The following is a 21,532-nucleotide window of genomic DNA, read 5'->3' as shown; positions in this document are numbered from 1 at the left end:
CCGCGGGTCGATCAGTTCCGTTCGAGGCCGAGAGCTCGCATCCAGATGCTGAGGTGCCAGTCCTGGTCGTTGGCGAGCGGATCTGCTGCGTTTCCGGCGCGTCCATCGACGGAGCTGGGCATGACGAACGCGCATGTTGCGGAGCCGTCGGCGTTGTAGTTGAGCATGTTTGCCCGCAGGATCGTGCCGGCGAGTTCGTCGGTTCGCTCGCTGCGCAAGGGCGCCGGCAGTCGAAGCAGGACAGTTGCCGTCAAGGCGCTCCAGTAGTGCGGGAAGATGTCTCCCCACAGCTGGTCCGAGCCGAACCAGTAGCCGTCCCAGTGCCGGATCCCGATGCCGTTCAGCCGCACGTGGGGTTGGGGGCCACCGAATGCGAGCAGCCACGGCAGTCGCTCTTCGATGGCTGCGAGGAACTCGGTTTCACCGGTGATGGTGAAGGCATCGATCAGCAGATTGATCAGCGGAGCGACCATCGACTGCTCGTAGCTCACCTCGTGACCTGGAAGGTCGACGCCCATCGCGATGAACGCTCGCGCGCTGGCGACCAGAGCGGTTCGAAGAGTTTGTGCCCGCGCTCCGAGGTTCGCGTCGTCGAGGCTGCGAGCGATCGCGGTGCAGGTCTCGGAGAACTGGATGGAGAGGTGGCGACTTCCTCCGAGCTCGAAAGCGCGCTCGATGATGCGAGCCGCGAGATCCAGGTCACTGCGGTCGCCGAGGAAGTGGTATCGGTCGTGGAAGAACTGCGCCAGCCATGGTGCGTCGTACAGACGCGGCCCGGAGTGCTGGAACTGAGAGCCCCGTCGGGGAGCGGCCGTCGCATCGAGCAGGTGTGCCTGCGCGAACTGCGCCCAGCCGTCCAGGGCAGAGGCAACCTCATGGTCGTAGGGGACCCAGCCAGCCATGGCGGCGAGTTGGATCAGGACCGGCATGCCGATCCGCTCGGAGCCGTCGGACCAGTCGGACCAGCCGTTCGTCGACTGGGTGAGCTTGTTCCGAGTGTCGACCGGAACAAAGGCGTGAGCGAGGAGTCCTGGCCGCTCGGGCGTGGTCTGGTGATCGAGGATGTACTCGATGCGGCGCCGAGCAACGTCGGCCAACGGTAGATGGAACGCGATCTCGGTGCGCATCCCGCCGACCTCGATGTCGATCGGGCCGTGCGAACTGGAAGTGATCTCGTACCCTCCGTCGACAGCGGTGACGGAGGCGGAGACACCGTCGGGGATGACGGGCGCTCTGTCGGTGCGCAGTGCGATCGTCGTGCCCACTTCGGCGGAGTAGGCGGCGAAGTGCACCGGGGCCGCGACCGCTTCCATGAACTGTTCGATGTTGTGGAACCAGGCGATGTCCCATGACAACGCGTAACTCTCGCCCGGGGCGAGCACGATCTCGGGTTGGCCTCCGAAGGCGGTGGGGTTGCGGGTGAAGTCCGTCGCTTGGAGAACGAGGTGTCCGCGAGCGTTGGAGAGGGTGTTCTTGTTCCGGGACTCGACGGAGTAGCTCCGCAGCTCACCCTGTCGCAGGATCACACCCAGCAAGCGGCCTGTTCCTGACATCGGCTGCGCGAGGGCCCAGGCTGTACTGCCGCCGGTGAAGAGGTGGGCGTGAACGGCGCGGTCCAGAGAGGCTCGAGCGCCCTGGTAGAGGTCCGCGAACGGCGTCTGAACCCCCAAGCCGGTGATGCGAAGCTCGTCCGGTCCGTCGTTGTGGAACTGGAAGTGCTCGGTGATGATCGGCCCGAAAGAGCGGGTCACCGTCAGACGAACGCCGTCCAGGGGAGCGTGGTCAGAGCTCGATCCGGTTTCGTCCACCTCGATTCCCAGCGGGACGTTCCACCGAGCGGATCCTCGGTTCGTGATGAGGTGTCCGGATCCCCACTGATGTTCGAGCGAGTGCCAGAAGACGTCTTTCTGCTCGAGCAGGTACAGCCGCTCGGGCGAGGTGAGGTCCCGGAACTGCAGCGGTGCTCCGGTGGTGATGTCGACGTCCACCTCGCCGGCGCCGAAGGCCCGAGTCTCGGTCGAGCCGACGTCGGCGGTCGAGGGCAGAACGTAGCGCGCGTCGATGACGAGCTCGTTCGGGTCGGTGACGATGTCGGTCACGGTGTTGTCCTTCTGGCTCGGAGGCGGTGACGGCTGAGCATTACTTGACGGCTCCGCCGGTGACACCGGCTGCGACGTAGCGCTGGGCGACGATGAGCAGCACGATCGCGGGGATGGAGGCGAGTACGGCGGTCGCCATGACGGAGCTCCAATCGGAGACGTAGGAGCCGATGTACTGATAGAGCCCGAGCGTCACTGGGCGTACGGCGTCGGTTGTTGTCAGGGTGAGGGCGAACAGGAAGTCCCCCCAGGTGAAGAGGAAGGTGAACAGTGCCGCGGTGATCAGAGCGTTGCGGCTCATCGGCAGGACGATCGAGACGAAGGTGCGGATCTGGCCTGCACCGTCGACCCGGGCGGCTTCGATGACCGATGTGGGGATGCTGCCCATGAAGGCACGCATGATCAGGATCCCGAAGGGGATTCCGGCGGTGGAATCAGCGAGGATCAGGCCCGGGATCGAATTGAGTAGGCCGACGTTGTTGTACGCGGTGTACAAGGCGTTCGAGAGCACGATGCCTGGCACCATCTGGCTGATCAGGATCGCGAAGAGGAACACTCCGAGGCCGGGGATTTTGAACTGAGCGAGCGCGTAAGCAGCGGGGGTGGCGATCAGCAGGCTGAAGACCACACTGCCGAGCGCGATGATCAGGCTCGTGAGCAGGTGACCGCCCTGCTCGCTGATGGCGTTGACGTAGCCGCTGAGGTCGGGGTTCGTGGGGAACCAGGGCGACCCGACGGCGCGGCCACCGGGTTGCAGGGAGACGTTCACCATCCAGTAGATGGGGAACAGCATCACGGACAGGATCGCTACTCCGGCGATGGTGGATGACCATCCGGTGCGTGCGCGCCGGGGGCGGGTGCGTCGGGGTTGCAGCGTGCTGACGGGCGCGGCAGCAGGGGTCAGGGTCTGGGTCATCACTGCCTCATTCGTCGATCGCACGCCGGTTGGCGCGCAGATAGATGACCGCGAAGATCAGGGAGATCACGATCAGGATGTTGCCGATGGCGGCGCCTTGGCCGAATGCGAACTGTTGGAACGACTCCTGATACGCCTGGGTGGCGAGGGTCTGAGTCGAGTTGGCGGGCCCGCCCTTGGTGAGGCCGAGGATGATGTCGAGCGCCTTCAGGGTGTAGACGACGCCGAGAACGAGCACGACGGTGACGACAGGTCGCAGCAGCGGCCACGTCACGTTGCGGAATGCCTTCCAGCCGGTCGCGCCGTCGAGCGCCGCCGCTTCGTACAGCTCCTCCGGGATGTCCTGCAGACCGCTGTAGAGGATCGTGACGTTGAACGGGATCCCGATCCAGATGTTCACTCCGATCACTGCGACGAGGGCGAGGGTGGTGTCGGTCAGCCAGCCCGGATGCGCGTCGGTGAAGAAGAGGGTGCTGAGAGCCTGATTGAGTGCGCCGGAATCCTGGTCGAGGATCCACTTCCAGATCGCGCTGGACACGATCAGCGGAATCAACCACGGCAGCAGCAGCAGCGACCGCAGCAGCCCACTGAGGGGGAATCTGCGGCGGAAGAACACGGCGATCGCCATGCCGATCACGAACTGCCCGGCGATGGAGACGACCGTGAACACGGCGGTGTTCACCACGGTCCGGCCGAAGATGGACGACTGGATGACGGCGGCGTAGTTGTCGAAGCCGACCCAGGGTGCGACTCCGGTGTAGAACGTCTTCGCGGAGTAGTCCTGGAAGCCCATGATCACGTTCTGCACGACCGGGTAGCCGAAGAAAAGGATCAGGTACGCGCCCGCGGGAACGAGGAAGGCGATCTGGACGAGGCGTTCGCGGCCGCGGCCGGAACCGAGCACTCGTCGCCGGTCAGCGATCCGGGTCGCTGCAGAGGAGGTGAGGGTCGTCATGGGATCTCATTCGGGTCGCAGTGGAGAAGAAGAGAAGCGGATCGGGCGGCACGCATGAGCGTGCCGCCCGATCGCGGTCAGCCCTTGTCCGCCTGCTGCAGTGCCTCGAGCGGGGCGGCACCGCCTGTCAATGCGATCTGGATCGCGGTGTAGATCTTCTGAGAAGCTGCGGGGTACTCGGCGCCGAGCTCCGCGGTGCGCGAGCGCAGTCCGGGAACCTGATCGGCGAACCCCTGCATCTTCGGCTGGTCCACTGCGAACTGCGCCGCGACGCTGAGCTTGGTCGGCACGGTGTCGCGTTCTGTCGCCAGGTACTCCTGGTTCTCATCCGAGCCGATGCATTCGACGACCTTCGCCGCGTCGGCCATCTGAGCGCCGTTCCCGGTCTGCGGCACAGTCCACGTCTCACCTCCCAGAGGGGATTCGACTGCGGCGCCAGCGGTCGGGACGGGGATCGGGGCGACCTCGTAGCTGATTCCTGCCTCGTCCAGGAGGGGGAACTGCCACGGCCCGTTGATCATCATCGCTGCCTTGCCCGCGATGAACTGATCGTTGGCGTCCGACTGGGACCAGTTCAGCACCGACTTTGATGCGGATCCGCTGTTCACCAGATCGGTCCAGAGCTGTAGCGCATCGGCTGTGCTCTGGGTTGCGACATCGGACTCGTCGCCGCCGTTGGACCACATGAAGGGCAGGAACTGGAAGGTTCCTTCTTCCGTGGCTGCGGCGGAGAATGCCATGCCGTAGGTGTCGCCCTGTGTGAGCGCGGCAGCGGTGGTCTTCAGCTCGTCCCAGGTCGTTGGTGCCGTGAGGCCGGCGTCGTCGAGGAGGTCCTTGTTGTAGAAGAGCGCGATCGTGTTCGCGACGGGCTGGATGCCGTACAGCTCGCCGTCGTAGCTGGACGCTTCGACGACCCCCGGCGCATACCCGTCGGCAGTGATGTCGAAGTCGCTGAGGGGCGCGAGCGCTCCGGAGTCGGCGATCTGAGCGAGGTCGCCGTTATCGAGCATCAGCACGTCCGGCATCGTCTTGGACGACGCCTGCTGCAAGACCTTCGCGATGTAGCCGTCGTAGGGAACGACCTGCTGAGTGATCGTGACACCCGTCGACGCTTCGCAGGAGGTGAAGACCTGGTCGTAGACCTCCGAGTCATGGGGGGACCCATCGGGGCGTTCGACGGTGATTGTTCCGGATGCCTCGGTACTGCTGGGGCCACCGGCACTGCACGACGTGATCGCGAGCGTCACCGAGACTGAGGCTGCGGTGAGCGCGCCCAGACGCAGCCACATCGCTCTTCTTTGAGCCATTGTTGAACCTTCCGGAGGGTGCAACGCGCGAGAGCGATGCACTGTCGATACGTATCGACTCGATACGCATCGAAAGTTAGCACAAGCCCATGACGAGCGCCACGTTCCGCTACGGAGCGCGTGCGGCTAGAACAGGGTCGTCGTAGCGCGGCGCGTCAGGCGAGGCATTACGAGCTGGACCATCGCGGGAGTAGGGGGGCCCTCGAGCTGTGCGAAAAGCATCTTCAGGGCAAGACGTGAGACATCGCGGGGTTCGGGGGACACGTTGGTGACGTCGGTGCTGAACGACTCCGCGGCCGCGTCTGTACACAGTCCCACGAGGGAAAGATCGGTCCCGAAGCTGAGGCCGCGCAACATGGTCAGCTGTATCAGCCACCCGATGACCTGCGGTGTTCGGGCGATCAGGCCAAGCCGCGCTTCGTGAGCGCTGAGAACGTCGTCTCCGATCGTCTCGATACCTCGCCACCCTGCGACCGGCGGTCGCACGATCCGCAACGCGATGCCGGCATGATGCGCGGCCTCGCTCGCTCCTCGTTCGAAGTCGTTGATGAAGCGAAGACCTGCGTGGGCCACTTCCGGTGGCTCCCCGATCACCACGATCTGTTCGTGCCCGGTGGAGACGAGCTCCTCGACGGCGAGACGGCCTGCGCAAATCGCGTCCATGTCGACAGCGGCCAACCCATGCGCTTCGTTCGGGATCCCGATCATGACAACCGGAATAGGCAACGCTGCAGCAGACTCAACACGTTCGTCCTCTGCCCTGATGTCCATGAGGATGATCGCGTCGCAGATACGCCGCCCCGCCAGTCGGGCCAGCCCGCGTGGGCCCTCATCCGCCGTGACCAGGATGACGTCGTAGTCGTGCTGCCGAGCGACTCCGGTGATCGTCTCAATGAACGGCAGCACACCAGCCATGTCCGTCGTATCGGAGAAGGACACCACGAGCCCGATGACGTTCGTTCGGCTGCCGGCGAGAGCCCGGGCTCCAGCATTCGGGTGGTAGGTGAGCTCGTCGATCGCCGCCTGCACGCGGGCCCGCGTCTTCTCCGAGATCGTTCGCTTACCACTCATGACGTACGACACGGTGCTCTGCGACACTCCGGCAAGCGCGGCGACGTCTTTGCTTGTGGGCATCATCCAGTCCCCCTCCAAGATGCGGCCCTTGCAGCTTGAGCGGCTGCCCGAGGAGATTGTGTGAGCTGCATCGATTCTCAATCTATGGGAAGCCCTCGGGTGATCCGACAGCCTGCACCTCTTCCTCGACGCCGCCCAGCACGGCCTCGCTCGCGCGCCTGCGGCCCGAACGTCCTGCCGAAAGACGCGCTCTGGCTCGGAGCGCACCGGATCGGAGTCGTTCTCGGCTGACCAGCACGCGGAGCTCCGCGACGCGCCTCATGACTGCTGCACGAGCGAGGACCAGCAGACGAACCGAAATGGTGCCCGGCCGCCGGCGCAGAACGGCCTGCGGCCAGCAGCTGCCGCTGTGAGGGTCTGGTCTCAGGCGATCAGGCAGCGCAAAGCTGACCGTCGGCTCGTCTCTCACCTGCTCGCTGTCTCCTCGGCGGACATCGAGAGGTGATTCGCGTGGCCACCGGGTGTCCGCCGGCCTCAGGTCGTGATCGCGCTCGTCAAGAATTCGTCGAGAAGCTCAGCCCATCCCGCCGTATCCGCCGAGTCTCGGGAAACGGACCCACGGAGAAGAGCTCTGCAATGGACCGGAGTGAGCTCGACCTCAGGCTTCGGGGTAGCACGGAGCAGATGGCGCTGCAGGCTCAGGCGGAGCCGGCGCGCGACGGAGCGCCCGTCGAGGTCCGTCACGCTATCGGGGGGGGCGGACCCTGCGGCGGCCGGCGCCGACGCTTACCGGCACACAGCGCGCACTTCGGCGTCGAGGACCAGGACCGAGTCGAGTCGCTGGTCGGTCTCGCCGGAGCGCGCCGAGTTGGCGCGGCCCGGCGGGGCGCTCCACCATGGCGTTCTTGACCGACGCGGCGCCGGAGTCGGGGCTGCGCCGCCGCTATATCGCTCCGTCCGCATGGCTCACGAGCTCGTCGCGGTGATCTGGATCGTCGACGACGAGACGCTCACCGAGGTCGACTTCTCAGTGTTCGCCCCGGCCGTCGACGACATGCGGACTGTCCTCGCGCGCCGCGCGATGACCTTCGACGACGGCCTCCAGCGGGTCGAGGCGCAGGTGCTCGCGCTGCTCTCCGATCGCTTTGACGACAGGATCGACGCGACCGAGGAGATCCGCTGCCGGCGACGAGCGCACCGTGGCGATCGAGGAGGCTCAACGCCTGGCCGCCGAGAAGGCGATCACCATGCCGCGGGTCGAGGGCGCGGAGAGGGTCATCGCCTCGAAGGATATCTCGGGATCGACGACACACTCGATGGATCTGGTCGCTTCCGCTTCGGACTGCGTGCGGTTCGGCTAGGAGCCGAGCGCGGCGCCCGCGACGGCCGACGACCCCAGATCACTCTTCGGCAGGGCGGTGCCCGCCGCGACGGCGTCGGTCCAGGCGTCGGTGGTGGCGACGGCCGCGAAGTTCGAGTTCAGCAGGGCGAGCAGCGTGGTGTGCACGGTTTCGGCGTCGACGGAGCCGGCTGCGTTCGAGATCGCGATGGCGCCGGTCGCGTCCGACAGGACCTCGGCGGCGAGTCCGTGGGTCTCGGCCTCGGCGGCCGAGGCGAGGATGCAGTTGTTGGTCATGTAGCCGACCAGGGTGATGGTGTCGACGTCGTGCTCGCGCAGCCAGGGCAGCAGGTCGGTGCCGGCGAAGACCGTGCCGAAGCGCTTGGTGATCGACGTCCAGTCGTCCGTGCGGCGGCGCTCGATCTCGGGGTGCAGTTCGAAGCCCTCTGTGCCGGGGGCGAAGACGGGGGCGCCCTCTCCCGCGCTGTGCCGGAAGGCGGCGATCGGGAGGCCGGCGGCGGTCGCGGCGTCGATTGCGGCGGCGATCCGGGGGAGGGAGGAGGCGTGCGGGGGGAAGCGGATCTCGAGCGGTCCGGCGAAGTACTCCTGCTGGACGTCGACGAGGATCAGGGCGCGTCGGGGTGCGGTCATGGTGTCGTCTCCTGGGTGTGTGGGGTGGTGCTCCGATCCTGACGGTGGGTGCTCGGCGGGACCAGTGGCACACCGGCACCCCTACGATGGATCCGGGCCAAACGGAGGAGGTGCCTGTGCGGATCGCGATTCACGCCGTCGACGGCGTCACGATGTTCCACCTCTCGGTGCCGCAGATGGTCTTTGACGAGGTCCGGCGACTCGGGATCGCGGACTGGGAGACGGTGCTCTTCGCCGACCGGCCCGGCTCGATCCGCACGGCCGAGGGCTACCGGATCGACGGTGTCGAGGGTCCGGAGGCGGCCGGAACCGCCGATCTCGTGGTGATCCCCTCCTGGATCGACGACGGACGCGCGCCCGGCGCGGACCTCACCCGCGTGCTCCTGGAGGCGCACGGCCGCGGCGCGCGGATCGCGGGCCTCTGCCTCGGCGCGCTCGTCCTGGCCGACGTCGGTCTGCTCGACGGCCGTGCGGCGGTGACGCACTGGCAGGCGGCGGCGGGGATGGCGGCGCGCCATCCGTCGATCGCGGTTGACGCCACTGCCCTGTACCTGGATCTGGGCGACGTCCTGACCTCCGCGGGCACCGCGTCCGGCTTGGACGCCTGCCTGCACGTGGTCCGCGGCGCGCTGGGCGCGGAGGCGGCGAACCGGGTCGCGCGCAGCCTCGTCGTCGCGCCGCACCGCGAGGGCGGGCAGGCGCAGTACATCGAGCGGCCCCTCCCCGCCGAGCCCGCGGACGACCGCATCGCGCGCGCCTCCGCGTGGGCCCTGGCGCACCTCGAGGAGGAGCTGGGCGTGGACCGGCTGGCGGCGGCGGCGCTGATGAGCCGGCGCTCCTTCGTGCGGGCGTTCCGCGCGGCGACCGGGACCACTCCGGCCGCGTGGGTGCGCTCGCGGCGCTTGGACGAGGCGCGCCGGATGCTCGAGACGACCGATCTGCCGATCGACCGGATCGCCGCGGACTGCGGCTTCGGGAACCCGGTCACCCTGCGTCAGAACTTCGCCCAGGCGTTCGGCAGCACGCCCTCCGGGTACCGGCGCCGCTTCGGCACGCAGGGTCCGTGACTGGTGAGGCGGCACGGCCGGTTGAAAGTGATGCCGCTCAAATTGACAGAATCACGGATATCAACCGTTCACTTCTGCGATGGAACGAAGAAGCGGGGTCCATCGCAGCGTCTCGCGATGGACCCCGCGCACCACCGCGACGCGGATACTCGATCTCGAGCGTCGTCCGCTGAGCAGGACGGGCAATCCGGCCGCTGCACCTCGCCCGGCGAGGACGGGACGACCGCATCGGTCCCATAGGCCGCGCGCGTCAGCTTTCGAGATCGACGATGATGTCCTTCACCGTCTCGATGAACGCGGTGATGTCGTCGTCGGTCATGGCGAGCGAGAGGGACAGCTCACCTCGGGCGACGGGGAAGAAGCCGCGGTTGGCGAGCTCGAGCGAGAAGGCTTGCGTCTTGTCGGAGTCGACCTTGTACCAGTAGTCGCGGTGGGTGGTGACGGTCTGCCCCGGCGCCTTGCAGTAGGCGTAGGCCAGGGAGGAGAACCCGCGACCGAAGATCGTGAACGGGCTGTTCCGGGCTGCCGACCAGGCGCTCAGTTCGGTGAGGATGCGGGCGGCCATGGTGTTGAGCCGCTTATAGGCGGCGACATCCAGAGCGCGCATGCAGGCGAGGCCTGCGATGAGAGCGAGCCGGTGTCCGTGATGGGTGCCCGAGATCGCGACGGCCCCGGTCTCGAGCACGCTCATGATCTCCGCTCGCCCGCCGACCGCTCCCAGAGGCAGTCCGCCGCCGATGATCTTCCCCATGACGGTGAGGTCGGCGTCGATCCCGTAGACGCTCTGCAGGCCGTTGTAGGCCGCTCGGAGGTTGGCGGTCTCGTCGATCACCAGGACGATGCCGAGTTCGGCGGTGACCCGGCGGAGCATCTGCGCGAATTCGTCGGTGAGCATGACGTGTCCGCCGGCACCGGATTCGAGTTCGACGAAGACGCAGGCGAGATCGTCGGCGTTCTCGCGGAGGATCCGTTCCGTTCCGGCAAGGTCGTTCTGAGTCAGGACGACGACGAGGTCGACGGTCTGCTGAGGAACGCCGGCGTCGTCCCCGACCGGTCGGGGGTCGTGGTCGGGCCCGTACTCCGTGGCCTCGTGGGTGTGGACGGACACGCTCACCGGGTCGGTGAATCCGTGGTAGCCGCCTTCGAACTTCGCGATCTTGCTCCGGCCGGTGTAGGCGCGGGCGATGCGGGCTGCGGTCATCACCGATTCGGATGCCGAGCAGGAGAACTGCACCTTCTCGACGGAGGCGATCCGGTCGATCAGGAGTTCCGCGAGTTCTGCTTCCTCGGCGACGGGGTTGCCGAAGGAGGCGCCGTGGGGGATCGCGGCGATCAGGGCATCCGAGATGGCGGGATGCCCGTGGCCGAGGATGTTGACGGTGAAGTTGTTGTTGAAGTCGAGGAGTCGGTGTCCGTCGATCGTGTCGATGTAGGCACCGTTCCCGCTGCTGACGAACACGGCGTGGGGGCCGAAGTTGAAGGACGTGCGGCTGTAGCCACCGGGGATGACGGTCTTGCCGTGCGCGGTGGCGCGTGCTGATTCGGCGAATCGTTCGGTGAACCTCGCGGTGGCGTTCTCCAGTGTGAGCATGGTGTTCCTTTCGTGAGCAGAGGGTGGGACGGGTCAGGCAGGGGTGGTGTCGAAGGTCAGTCCGTGGCCGAAGCGGAAGAGGGGGAACTCGGTGTCGAAAGGAACATCGGGGCGGCTGGACTTGACGGCTTCCATGCTCGACGGGAGGTCGAATGGCAGTCGCCCCCTCGGCGACGCGTGGCCGAAGACCACGTCGAGCAGTGCCCGCGGGTCGGCGCCCCAGTTGCAGAGGATCGCCGCCGTGTCGTCCACGATCGGAGTGAGGATCGCTGGGCGGTCCAGGAAGATGTCGATCACCGTCGGGACCGCGGACGTGATCTGTCGCAGGTGGACAACGGTCTGTGCCGAGAAGTCGAGGGAGCCGGCGTGGAAGTAGTTCTCGAAGACCGTGGGCCGTTGCTCGAAGGGGGCGGTGATCCTCATGATCGCGAGGTCCGCCTCCTCAGGGGAGTCGACGACATCGCCGTACAGCGAGGCGATGTCAGCGGGGATACCCTCGATCCAGATCTTGCATCCGGGCCGCGCGGGGAGGGTGGGTGCTCCGTTCCGGCTCTCGTTCGTGAGCAGCGTCAGCGACGCGCGTTGAGCGGCCTCGCCTGCGGCGACGAAGTCCGGTGAGCCGACGATGCGTCCAGCCGCCTCGACGTCGACGTAGGGCTGGTCGAAGAGCCCGAGCACGAACTTCTCGGTGAGCAGGCGTCGGGCCGATTGATCGAGTCGTTCCGGCGTCACTGCGCCGCTGCTGACGAGTTCGACCAAGACCTCGGGGCACTTCTCCCCACCGAATTGGTCGACCCCGGCTTCCAGCGCTTTGAGCATGCGCCCTCGCTGGTCGAGGTGCTCCACGCCCCAGGCGCGGGCCGGGAACGGTTCGCCGGCGACCTCGGAGTCGGTGAGGAGTCCCCAGTCGGTGCAGACGATGCCCTCGAAGCCGTACCGCTCGCGCAGGAGCCCGGTGATGACGGATTTGTTGAATCCGAACCCGACTTCTTCGTGGTCGGTGCCGATGGGCATGCCGTAGTAGGGCATTACCTGGCCGACTCCCGCGGCGAAGGCGGCTTCGAACGGCTTGAGGTGCAGCTCGAACTGCCCGCCGGGGTAGACCTGCTCGCGGCCGTAGCCGAAGTGGGGGTCTTCGCCGTCGCGCTGCGGGCCACCTCCCGGGAAGTGCTTGATCATGGCCGAGACGGAGCCCGTGCCGAGCCGGTCGCCCTGGAGACCTGTGATGTAGGCGGCGCCGAGGCGAGAGGTCAGCTCCACGTCCTCCCCGAAGGTGTCCAGCTGTCGCGCCCATCGGGGCTCTGTCGCCAGGTCTACCTGCGGGTGAAGGGCGACGCGGATGCCGACCGCGGTGTACTCCTGCCGGACGATGTCGCCGAATTGTCGGACGAGTTCCTCGTCGCGAGTGGCGGCGAGGCCGAGCGCTTCGGGCCAGACGGAGAAGCTCCCTGCCAGCAGGCCTGCGAGCGGGTTGTCGCTGTAGGAGTTGCGGGGGTCGCTCGAGATCGTGACGGGGATACCCAGACGGGTGGAGGCCGCGAGCTCCTGGATGCGGTTGTGCCAGGCGGCCATGTCTCGAGGGTCGCCACCGGTCAGAAGGTTGAAGTGCGACATCCGGTGATCGAGCACGAACGTGGAGTTGGAGGGCAGGTGGAACTCGGCGTCACCGTCGGAGAGCTGGCCGTGGTCGCCCATGCTGATCATGTCGTGGAAGAACAGACCTGCCTTCTCCTCGAGCGTCATCTGCGAGAGGAGGATGTCGACCCGCTCGGCGATCGGCAGTTCAGGGTCGCGGTAGCGGAAGTCGATGCTCGAGTCGAGTCGTGCGTCAGATGTGGTGTTCGAGGTGAGGGGGGTCATCGCACGCCCTTGATGAGGTAGACCACGAACGCGCCGGCCAGGACGACGACGGCGCCGAAGAGGTAGAACACCGTGTACCCGCCGAGGGCGGTCGTCGCACCGATAGCGATGATGAACGGGGCGATCGCGGGAGCGATCGACTGGGGGAGAGCGTTGGCGATGTTGAGGACGCCGAGATCTTTCGCCGTGTCTGCCGGGTTGGGGAGCACCTGAGTCGCCAGGGCGAGGGAGACGGCGAGGAACGCGCCGGCGCCGAGACCGATGAGGCCCTGTCCCGCGATGACGATCGGGACGGAGGTCGCCACGGCCATCAGGACGAGCCCGACCGCCATGATCACGCCCGCGACCGCGACGAACACTCGTCGGCGCCCGGTCTTGTCAGAGGCGACGCCGGCGAGTGCGCCGGAGATCGCTGTGGCGATTGTGGAGGCGAGATTGCAGAGCAGGACGATGCCGATGGCGTCGCTCTCCTGTAGCGAGAACCGTTCGCTGAGATACAGCGGTAGGAAGGTCGCCACGCCCGCGTACCCGAACATCACGAGGAAGGTCGTCAGCCAGGCGAGGGCGAAGTCGCGGTGCCGCACCGGGTTGAACACGAAGGACCCGAGGAATTCCCTGAGCCCGTAGCGTTCGCGCGGCGGCGCTTCGATCTTGCGGTCGTCGAGGACTACAACGAAGACGGCCGCAGAGACGAGCCCGACCAGCGCCGGTGCGAGGAACCGACCGACGTCGCCGGCGATGTAGTTGACCAGGAAGCTGCCTCCCAGGATCGCGACGGATGTCATCACGCCGATGATCCCCGACGCCAACCCGCGTCGAGTCGGCGCGACCTGGTCGGGAACTGTTGCGTTCGTGGCGGCGAGAGCGCCATTGATCGCGGCTTGCGTCAGGCACCAGCCGACGAGCACGACCCAGACCTCGTCGGCGATGCCGATGAGGAGGCAGGAGAGCACGCCGACGAGCGCGCCGCCGATGATCCACGGGCGTCGTCGGCCCCAGCGTGAGGTCGTCCTGTCGGACAGCCGGCCTACGAGCGGATTAGCGACCAGTGCGAACAGGGAGCCGACGCCGGTCACGAGGCCGAGGCCGGCGACGGCGTCCTCCGGGGTGGCGGTGATGTGCTGCAGCTTGAAGGCCATCGAGACGAAGACCGGTGTCAGCAGCGCGAGGTACAGCCCGAAGGTGGCGAACCCGAGTGCGGGGTAGTACCCCGTTCGTACTGCGGCAGGGGAGTCACCCGCGTCCTGCACGGACGAAGGCGGGGTGGGGGTCTCGGCGTTGGCCGGCGACGTCTCTGTCATGAGGCTCTCTTTCAGAGGATCCAGCGGTTGGTGGTGAGAGCCTAGAGTAAATCTGATCTTGTGGTAACTGAATTCTGATTAACTGGTATCTGGGGTGATGAGACGATTGCTCGGTGGCAGTCGCGAGTGGAGGGAGAGTCGCGAGCGCGCAGCGCACGCGACAGAACGTCATCGACGCTGCACAGGGAGTGTTCGCCAGACGTGGCGTGGTGCCGGTGTCGCTTCGTGATGTTGCTGCGGCCGCTGGGATCAGCCACCCGGGGCTGCTGCGTCACTTCGCGTCGAAAGCTCCACTTGTGGATGCTGTGATCGCACAACTCGATGACGAGGTGGGCTTTGCCCTGGACGCGGTAAACCCTGGCGAGCTGACCCTTTCGGCGGTTGCTCGGGTCACAGCAGGGGTGACATCCTTCGACCTTCTCGCCTCGATGCTGGCAACCGCTGACGGTCTCGAGGATGCGCGTGCGCGCCTGGACCGGCGCTTCCTCGACATCCGAGAACGTCTGGAGCGTCCGGATCGGATGGCTCCCCGGCAATCGCTCGACGAAGAGCTCGTCATGTGGACGGGGCTGCGACTGCTGGCCCAGTACCTCCCCGGCGAAATAGACGCAGCCGACCAGCTGGACAGGGCGGATGCAGGTCACCTAGGCCGGGGGCTCGAAGCGGAGGAGGAGGGCCGGCCGGTCATCACGCTGGCCGACATCGTCGATCGAGAGGAGGGAGGGTACGCCAAGGGCAAGGAACGCCGCAGACAGATCCTCTCCGACGCGACGACCCGATTCGCTCGGTCCGGCTACCACAGCACCAGCCTGCGGGAGATTGCGGAGAGTGCCGGGGTCAGCCAATCGAGCTTGCTGTACCACTTCGAATCGAAGGAGCAACTCCTAACTGCCGTCCTCCGACGGCGCGACGAGATGCTCGCCGAACGAGGCCGCGCCGACGCAGACCCCGCCGCGGAACTAGCGAGCGTCGGCGATGACGCGCGGCTCGACGCCCACAATGAGCCAGGGCTCATCGAGCTGCACGCACGGGTCGCCTCAGAAGCGGCGGCGATCGAGCATCCCGCCCATGACTACCTCGCTCGCCGGTATCGGCGGACGATCGACTACTTCTCGCACCTCATCGACGTGGTGCAAAAAAACGGAGCACCGGACCGCGCACTCATTTCTCCGCGCCGAGGCGCGATCCGGTTCATCGGCCTGTGGGAGGGGCTCCAGCTTCAGGCTCTCGACGACGGGGACTTCACCCACATCGGAAGCCACCTCGATGCGTTCCTTCATCAGCTGCTCGCTGGGTCAAGTGCCGGACCCACCGCACACCGCTCACGTGACTAGAGAAGAGTCGGTTGAGGGGCTAACGGAGAGCACTGTTCGTAGACCGCGCCAAGCACTGACATAATCTCAAGTGTTGGCTAGAATCTCTAGGTTGCGTTAGGGGGTTTGTCTGCGAGCGATGTGGCTAGGCGGCTATCGTTGGTCAGCCATTCGGCGAGATCTCGGTCGAGGGTGACCAGGGCGAGAATCCCGGCACGAGTCCTGTCCCAAGGCCGCGCTGAGCGACGTCGAGCCAGCGCAGGAGTAGGAACATTTCCGCTGTCGCTAGAGTCGCAAGGCCGGAGGCGGGGTGACCTGCCTCCCCACCCAGCGGCGCGTATGCTCCGCGATCGACTTCCGAAGGATCCGCCGTGCACCGCCCGCTCTCCTCGATCCGCCGGACGGCTTTCGCCCTCGTGGCCGGACTTTTCTTCGCCGCAAGTGCTGCTATCAGTACGCCTGTTGCTCCAGCAGCGGCCGCGCCGGTAGCACCGCCCGCGCTGACCACGGCCGACGCCGACGCCTGGCTCGACGGACTACTCCCGGCGGCGCTCGAGCGCGAGGGGATCGCCGGAGCAGTCGTCTCGATCGTCGGAGGTGGCGCGGTCGTCACCGAGCGGGGCTTCGGCTGGGCGGACACCGGCGCGAGCGGTGGCGAGCCCGTGCCGGTCGATCCGAAGAGGACGCTCTTCCGCATCGGCTCGATCTCGAAGCTCATGACCGCGACGGTCGCGATGCAGCTCGTCGAGGACGGGCGGCTCGATCTCGACGATCCCGTGCAGGACCACCTAGACTTCCGCCTCCCGGTCGCGTTCGAGCGGCCGATCACCATGCGCCACCTTCTCAGCCACACGGCGGGATTCGAAGACCGTATCGCGGGAGTCATCGCGGGTCCGGGTGGCGACGCGACCCGCTACGCGACTCCGTCGCGGTCGACCCGCCCGAGCAGATTTTCGAGCCGGGCACGGTGCCCTCGTACTCCAACTACTCGAACGGGCTCGCGGCCTACGTCGTCGAGCGGATCACCGGGCGGACGTTCGAGGACGTCGTCTCCAGCGAGGTGTTCGGACCGGCGGGCATGACGACCGCGACGCTCCGGCAGCCGCTGCCTGCCGACGCCGCGATCGCCGGTGGCTACCGCTCCGCGCAGTCCTCCGAGGAGGTCCCCTTCGAGATCGTCGCTCCGGCGCCGGCCGGAGCGATCTCGGCGACCGCCGCCGACATGAGCGCGTTCCTCCTCGCGCAGCTCGCCGACGACTCGCCGCTGCTGGGCCCGGACACCCTGGAGCGGATGCAGGAGCCCGCGCTCGACGAGTCCCTCGGTGGTCTGGTCGCAGGACCGCGGATGGCGCTCGGCTGGTTCGAGCAGGACCGTAACGGCCACCGCGTGCTCGGCCACGGCGGCGACCTTACGGCGTTCCACGCACAGCTCGACCTGCTTCCGGAGGACGGCGCCGGGATTTTCGTCTCGCTGAACAGCACGGGGCTCCGCCCGGACTCGACCGTCGCGATCCGCGACGCGCTGTCGCGCGGCTTCGTCGACCGATACTTCCCCGACGGCGGCTCGGCTCCCACCGCGACCTCCACCGCGGCGGAGCACGCCGACGCGATCGCGGGCACCTACCAGGTCTCGCGCCGGAGCGAGTCGACGTTCCTCCGCCTCTTCGCCGCCCTCTCGCCCGTCGAGGTCGCCCGTGCGGGTGGGAACGCCGTCACCGTCTCGGCGCTGACAGACACCTCAGGGACTCCGGTCGAGCTCGTCGAGGTCGAGCCATGGGTCTGGCAGGAGGTCGACGGGCAGCGCCGCATCGCCGTCGATCAGCAGGACGGGACGGTGACGGCGATCGGGTTGAACCCCGCGTTCGCCCTTCAGCCGATGTCGGCGCTGCGGGCCGCTCTACCCGGGATCGCCGGCCTCTCGGTCGTCGTGCTGCTGCTCGCGCTCCTCGCGATGCCCGTGCTCGCGCTAGTGCGCCGCGGCTGCGGTGTCCGCATCCAGCGGTCGCGGTCCGAGAGGATCGCAGGGGCGCTTGTCCTACTGAGCCTTGTCGCGCTACTCGCCGCGGGCGCGCTCTGGTCGGTCGTCGCCTCGGCACTGCTCTCCGACGGCGTCCCTCCCTCCGCATTCATCCTCCGATCGGCGCAGGCTCTGACGGGTGTCGCGGTGCTCGGCGCGGTGCCGGCTCTCTTACTCGCCGTCGTCCGGCTACGCGCGGTCGGCGTATCACCCCGGCGCGGCCGGGCGGTTCTCGTTGCAGGGGGACACACGGTCCTCGCGGCCGCCTTCTGCGGACTCGCCGTCACGGCCGTCGCCGGGGGCTACTCTCGCCGAGCATCAGCTACTGACCGCCGTCCCACTCGTAGACATGTCCGCGAGCGGCACTTGTGCTCAGGAGCGGCTCCTCCCAGACTCGGAGGTCGGCGCCTTCCTCGCTACGGTCAGTACCCCGAAGCGAGGAAGGACGCCTGCAGGCCGTACAGCCAACGAATGGACCGCCGTCATCGACGGCGAGCTGTTCTTAGCTGACATAATATCAATTATAGGAGAGCGTCTCCGAGCACCTACAAGTTGCAGCGTTTGGCCAACAGGCAACTGGCCATCCTGCACAGGCCACTGGGCAAGAGATTCTCCGCCAGCAGGACGAGCGCGAGTGTGAGAGCGACGTGGTTGGTCGTTTCGCCGATGACCTGCGCGCTGAGTTCCCGACGATGACGATGTTGTCGCGCTCGAGCACGCTTTACATGCGCTCCATCGCCGCCGGATTGGCTGATCATCGAAATGTGCCACAGCCCGTGGCACGTAAGTACGCAGGCAAAATCGAAGCCGCAAGCTCCCGCCCGAGGGACCCGGCGCCCCCTTCCGGCCGTCGCCGATAATGTACGTTATGTCAGTTGTTTGACCTCGACGACGACTGATGGCACCCGCTACACCCCTCTCCGTCTGCTCCGCCCGGGGCTGCTCGACCGCACGCACCTTCGCGCACGAGTCTCTCCCAGAGGTTGCGGAGACATGCTCTACGCCTTGAAGCGGATCCACCAATCGTCCACGTGCGTCAGATCTTTTCGCGAGACTTTGCCAGCTTCTGACGCTTGGCGACCGGTGCAACGCCTCTGCGGGAACGCAGCAGGGCCTCATCCTTCGAGTTTTCGCGGATGGCGAGGCGGCTAAGCATTCGTTGCTGGGCCTCGGCAGACCAGTACAACTTGAGCTTCTCGCGAGCACGGGTGATCGCGGTGTAAAGAATGGCGTGTGAGATGTTCTCTTCGTTCGCGTCCGTAATGACGACCTTGACCGAGTCGTACTCCAGCCCCTGTGCCTTGTGAATCGAAACCGCGTATGCGATCTGAAATGGGACGAGCGTGACAGATGCGTCGTCATCGTCGTCTGTGTTTCCTCGCTGGGTGACGTCGAACTGGACGATCGAGTCCCCCTGCCAGCGGAGGTCGGTGTAGTGCACATCCGCTTCGGTGACTTCGCGGTCGATGTCAACGTCGAAGGTGATGCGGCCCGCTTCCTTCTGAACCCGGGTGATCTTCCCTTTAAGATTGTTAAAGATTACGCTTCCGAAACGGGTGGTGTCGTGGAACAGGATCGGATCGCCCACCTTATAAATGGCGTCATCCCACTCGAATGCGGGATTCGGGTTGCTCGCCTGCAAGAAGCGGTTGACGTTGTTGATTCCGTAGAGACCGTCGTAGTTTAGACACAATACGATCTCGTCATCAGCGCGGCGCTCAAACAGGGAGTCACCCAACCGCGCGGCGAACTCGTTTTGCGAAATTGTCTCTTCAATCCGATCGTCAAGGTTTCGCACACGGTCCCAGAGGGTCAGTAGGGCCACATCGCTCGTTCGGAACGGCTTGGTGAGTTCGAACACAGACTCCTGCGGAATATACGAACGGATCGTCGTAAACCAGTTGCCGAACTCAATCGACTCGATCTGATACACGTCCCCGACCAGGACCAGCAGATCGAATGATGTGCTGTTAAGGACCTTCAGCAAGCTGGCGTTGCTGACCGTGCTGCACTCATCGATGACCAGAACGTCATAATGAATTGCGCCGCCACCGCGACTAACGTGCGCGCTAATGGTGCTAAAGTCGGAATTGCGCGCCGCCACCCGGTGTTTCAGGTTGTCGACGGCAGGATTGGTGTGTGCGAGGAACAGTTTGTCACTCTTTGAGAAGTAACGCGCGATGTGATTTACCATCGTCGACTTGCCTGTTCCAGCTGCACCATAAATGAGCGCGACCTTGGAACGGTCAAACAAGGCCGTAAGGGCGGCAGACTTCAGCGGATCGTCGAAATCGTTTGGGTTCGCGTTAATCCACGTGAGGACGTCCGTGCTGTGATCCTCCACTCCGCTCGCTGAGATGGCCTGGAGCTCCTTTATGATTGAAACCGTTCCCTCCTCGTAGCCAACCATGAAGACGTGGCCGCGGTCGTGCTCTAGCTGACGCGGGGCGTGCTTCTCCGTTTTGGGGAGCAACGAGTTATAGGTGTCAATCAGCAAGTCGATGTCGCCGAAGTCGGTCAGATCGTCGTCCGCTGTGTAGATGACGCCGTGCGTCTCAACATTCACCTGGATTCGGCGGGCGAGGAGTTCGTGCTCGCGACCTTTCGGATTGAATGCATCAAGGAGGTCGGCAAAACGTGGGTTATGACCGGCGGGCGACGTGCACAATGGCATCGTGTCGAAGGGCTTGCTCTGGTTCTTGATGCGCAAATTTGAGAACCAGTTGTTTGGCGTGCCATCCCTTTGCGCCTTGATTACCTCATTCCTCATGCGAAGCAACAGGTAGCGAACCACCCGCGACCCCGGGGCGTCGCGCTGTATCAGCTGTCGCACGTGATCGAGCGCAGGAAAGATCAACGGCACTCCGATAGTGCTTGCAAGCGCCCAGTCGCGCACCTGCTTATACGAAGCATCGGGGAGCTCGATGAGGTCGAGCAGGCTCGAGCGGGTGGTTGTGAGGTATTGCATGAGGTTGCTGTACTCCGGTTGCGACCTCGTCACCTTGCCCCTCAGTGGCTCGATCAGCGACCGGAAGTTGTCAAATTCGCATGGACGAATCGACACGTTCCACGACCGAATTATCGTGACCGGCATCGATCGGCCGAAGACTTCGACCGTCTTGGATTCCAATCCGAGACTGGCTGCGTATTTATCACTTATGTCGATGGTTGTGAAGGCGATCTTCCGATCGAATTTACTGGTGCGATTGTGTGCAACAGAAAATGTCACCTCGTAGTAAATTCGATCCTGGACAAAAAATGGTCGCGAACTGTGGATGTAGTATCGGTCTGACTTGGGTTCTGGTGTGCCGAGCACGAATGCTTCGTCCACCTCTTTGGCGATCCTCTCGTGATACTCGCGCATCGCCGGATCAGTGTTGAGCGGGAAGTTCTGAAGGTTTTGAAGTATTGAGACCTTCAGTTCCTTCTGCGCAAGGTCGCGCGTGCGCAGCAGGTACTCGTAGTACTTCAGCATCAACCGTTCGGACGGGTCTCGTTCCATCGTGTAGTGCGAAACGCTTGCTTGCAGTTGATCGTGGAATCGGACTAGGACACGAAACTTTGCCTGCGGCTTGACCACTGCACTCGCTGCACTCACCTTGTCATAGTGAAAGTCCGTGCTCGGATCCTTCTGTGACACCCATACGAGAAGGCCCTCGACCAAGTTGCGTAATTGACTGAGGATGTTTTGCGAGAGAAATCCGCGATCGCCTGTCCATGCGTCGATGTTTTGCGTGATCACGCTGTCTGCACTCAGCACTTGCTGTTGGACGGTCGCCATTGAGTCCCCCTCGGCGGCGTTGGCTCTTGCCTCGCCGGCCAGAATCGTACCAATCCTGAGTGACTGCGCTCGTCGAACTCGAGCAACACCCGCCACGCAGCTGAAGCGCTTCCTGGCTTCGCCGCGAAGCAGTGCATAGGAGGGTGTACGCCGGGTGCCGGACCTCCGTCTCCGAAATCTGAGCTGATAACCGTGATTATGTCAGTTCATTCACACGGACTCCGCTCAACGGGTTCCGAGGTGTGGTTTGCACACGAGCCT

General features: G+C 65.4%; 13 protein-coding genes and 2 pseudogenes. 5 read left to right on the top strand and 10 right to left on the bottom strand.

What is annotated here, in order from left to right:
- Positions 1 to 11: 11 nt before the first annotated feature.
- The 5 genes from AC0CID_RS19655 to AC0CID_RS19635 all read right to left on the bottom strand — a co-directional run bounded on the left by AC0CID_RS19655 (position 12) and on the right by AC0CID_RS19635 (position 6,414).
- Positions 12 to 2,099 carry a hypothetical protein gene (locus tag AC0CID_RS19655; RefSeq protein ID WP_465228234.1) on the bottom strand — a complete coding sequence of 696 codons (2,088 nt, stop codon included), beginning with the start codon at positions 2,097 to 2,099 and terminating at the stop codon, positions 12 to 14.
- 40 nt (positions 2,100 to 2,139) lie between these two features.
- Positions 2,140 to 3,015 (bottom strand): carbohydrate ABC transporter permease, encoded by an 876-nt coding sequence (locus AC0CID_RS19650; protein ID WP_465228233.1) that lies wholly within the window; start codon positions 3,013 to 3,015, stop codon positions 2,140 to 2,142.
- Positions 3,016 to 3,022: 7 nt separating this feature from the next.
- Entirely contained in the window at positions 3,023 to 3,970 is a 948-nt protein-coding gene (locus AC0CID_RS19645; protein ID WP_465228232.1) for a carbohydrate ABC transporter permease, read from the bottom strand.
- Positions 3,971 to 4,047: 77 nt separating this feature from the next.
- A complete protein-coding gene (locus tag AC0CID_RS19640; protein ID WP_465228231.1) occupies positions 4,048 to 5,259 on the bottom strand; it encodes a sugar ABC transporter substrate-binding protein in 1,212 nt (403 codons plus the stop codon).
- Positions 5,260 to 5,403: 144 nt separating this feature from the next.
- Positions 5,404 to 6,414, bottom strand: coding sequence for a LacI family DNA-binding transcriptional regulator (locus AC0CID_RS19635; protein WP_465228230.1), 1,011 nt, complete (start codon positions 6,412 to 6,414; stop codon positions 5,404 to 5,406).
- A 1,136-nt stretch (positions 6,415 to 7,550) separates the two neighbouring features.
- On the opposite strand from AC0CID_RS19635, the gene AC0CID_RS19630 reads away from it, so the two are divergent.
- The gene (locus AC0CID_RS19630; protein ID WP_465228229.1) at positions 7,551 to 7,712 is read left to right on the top strand and encodes a hypothetical protein; all 162 of its coding nucleotides are present in this window, start codon (positions 7,551 to 7,553) and stop codon (positions 7,710 to 7,712) included.
- Here AC0CID_RS19630 and AC0CID_RS19625 read toward each other — a convergent pair.
- Positions 7,709 to 8,341, bottom strand: a complete 633-nt coding sequence (locus AC0CID_RS19625) for an isochorismatase family protein (protein ID WP_465228228.1) — start codon at positions 8,339 to 8,341, stop codon at positions 7,709 to 7,711. The genes AC0CID_RS19630 and AC0CID_RS19625 overlap by 4 nt on opposite strands.
- Positions 8,342 to 8,457: 116 nt before the next feature.
- Here AC0CID_RS19625 and AC0CID_RS19620 point away from each other — a divergent pair, with 116 nt between their 5' ends.
- Positions 8,458 to 9,408 carry a GlxA family transcriptional regulator gene (locus AC0CID_RS19620; RefSeq protein ID WP_465228227.1) on the top strand — a complete coding sequence of 317 codons (951 nt, stop codon included), beginning with the start codon at positions 8,458 to 8,460 and terminating at the stop codon, positions 9,406 to 9,408.
- Positions 9,409 to 9,658: 250 nt separating this feature from the next.
- On the opposite strand, the gene AC0CID_RS19615 is transcribed toward AC0CID_RS19620, so the two are convergent.
- The 3 genes from AC0CID_RS19615 to AC0CID_RS19605 are packed head-to-tail and all read right to left on the bottom strand — an operon-like array spanning position 9,659 to position 14,160.
- Positions 9,659 to 10,999 (bottom strand): aspartate aminotransferase family protein, encoded by a 1,341-nt coding sequence (locus AC0CID_RS19615; protein WP_465228226.1) that lies wholly within the window; start codon positions 10,997 to 10,999, stop codon positions 9,659 to 9,661.
- 33 nt (positions 11,000 to 11,032) lie between these two features.
- Positions 11,033 to 12,859 (bottom strand): glycoside hydrolase family 3 protein, encoded by a 1,827-nt coding sequence (locus AC0CID_RS19610; RefSeq protein WP_465228225.1) that lies wholly within the window; start codon positions 12,857 to 12,859, stop codon positions 11,033 to 11,035.
- Positions 12,856 to 14,160 carry an MFS transporter gene (locus tag AC0CID_RS19605; protein ID WP_465228224.1) on the bottom strand — a complete coding sequence of 435 codons (1,305 nt, stop codon included), beginning with the start codon at positions 14,158 to 14,160 and terminating at the stop codon, positions 12,856 to 12,858. Before AC0CID_RS19605 ends, AC0CID_RS19610 begins: the two co-directional genes overlap by 4 nt.
- 113 nt (positions 14,161 to 14,273) lie before the next feature.
- Between AC0CID_RS19605 and AC0CID_RS19600 the strand changes: the two genes are divergently transcribed.
- The 3 genes and pseudogenes from AC0CID_RS19600 to AC0CID_RS19590 form a co-directional block, all read left to right on the top strand.
- The gene (locus AC0CID_RS19600; protein ID WP_465228223.1) at positions 14,274 to 15,494 is read left to right on the top strand and encodes a TetR/AcrR family transcriptional regulator; all 1,221 of its coding nucleotides are present in this window, start codon (positions 14,274 to 14,276) and stop codon (positions 15,492 to 15,494) included.
- Between the two features lie 350 nt (positions 15,495 to 15,844).
- Positions 15,845 to 16,345: pseudogene (locus AC0CID_RS19595) on the top strand (serine hydrolase domain-containing protein); the annotation flags it as partial.
- Positions 16,333 to 16,971 (top strand): annotated as a pseudogene (locus AC0CID_RS19590) (serine hydrolase domain-containing protein); the annotation flags it as partial. The pseudogenes AC0CID_RS19595 and AC0CID_RS19590, both read left to right, overlap by 13 nt.
- A gap of 1,555 nt (positions 16,972 to 18,526) precedes the next feature.
- Here AC0CID_RS19590 and AC0CID_RS19585 read toward each other — a convergent pair.
- A complete protein-coding gene (locus AC0CID_RS19585; RefSeq protein ID WP_465228222.1) occupies positions 18,527 to 21,271 on the bottom strand; it encodes an ATP-dependent DNA helicase in 2,745 nt (914 codons plus the stop codon).
- Positions 21,272 to 21,532: the final 261 nt, after the last annotated feature.

Source organism: Rathayibacter sp. AC451 (assembly GCF_979253095.1).
This window is presented reverse-complemented; position numbering and strand designations above follow the sequence as displayed.

Excerpts from the sequence above, each read along its gene's own strand:
- AC0CID_RS19650 (WP_465228233.1), bottom strand. The coding sequence starts at position 3,015 with ATGACCCAGACCCTGACCCCTGCTGCCGCGCCCGTCAGCACGCTGCAA.
- AC0CID_RS19645 (WP_465228232.1), bottom strand. The coding sequence starts at position 3,970 with ATGACGACCCTCACCTCCTCTGCAGCGACCCGGATCGCTGACCGGCGA.
- AC0CID_RS19640 (WP_465228231.1), bottom strand. The coding sequence starts at position 5,259 with ATGTGGCTGCGTCTGGGCGCGCTCACCGCAGCCTCAGTCTCGGTGACG.
- AC0CID_RS19635 (WP_465228230.1), bottom strand. The coding sequence starts at position 6,414 with ATGATGCCCACAAGCAAAGACGTCGCCGCGCTTGCCGGAGTGTCGCAG.
- AC0CID_RS19625 (WP_465228228.1), bottom strand. The coding sequence starts at position 8,341 with ATGACCGCACCCCGACGCGCCCTGATCCTCGTCGACGTCCAGCAGGAG.
- AC0CID_RS19615 (WP_465228226.1), bottom strand. The coding sequence starts at position 10,999 with ATGCTCACACTGGAGAACGCCACCGCGAGGTTCACCGAACGATTCGCC.
- AC0CID_RS19610 (WP_465228225.1), bottom strand. The coding sequence starts at position 12,859 with ATGACCCCCCTCACCTCGAACACCACATCTGACGCACGACTCGACTCG.
- AC0CID_RS19605 (WP_465228224.1), bottom strand. The coding sequence starts at position 14,160 with ATGACAGAGACGTCGCCGGCCAACGCCGAGACCCCCACCCCGCCTTCG.
- AC0CID_RS19585 (WP_465228222.1), bottom strand. The coding sequence starts at position 21,271 with ATGGCGACCGTCCAACAGCAAGTGCTGAGTGCAGACAGCGTGATCACG.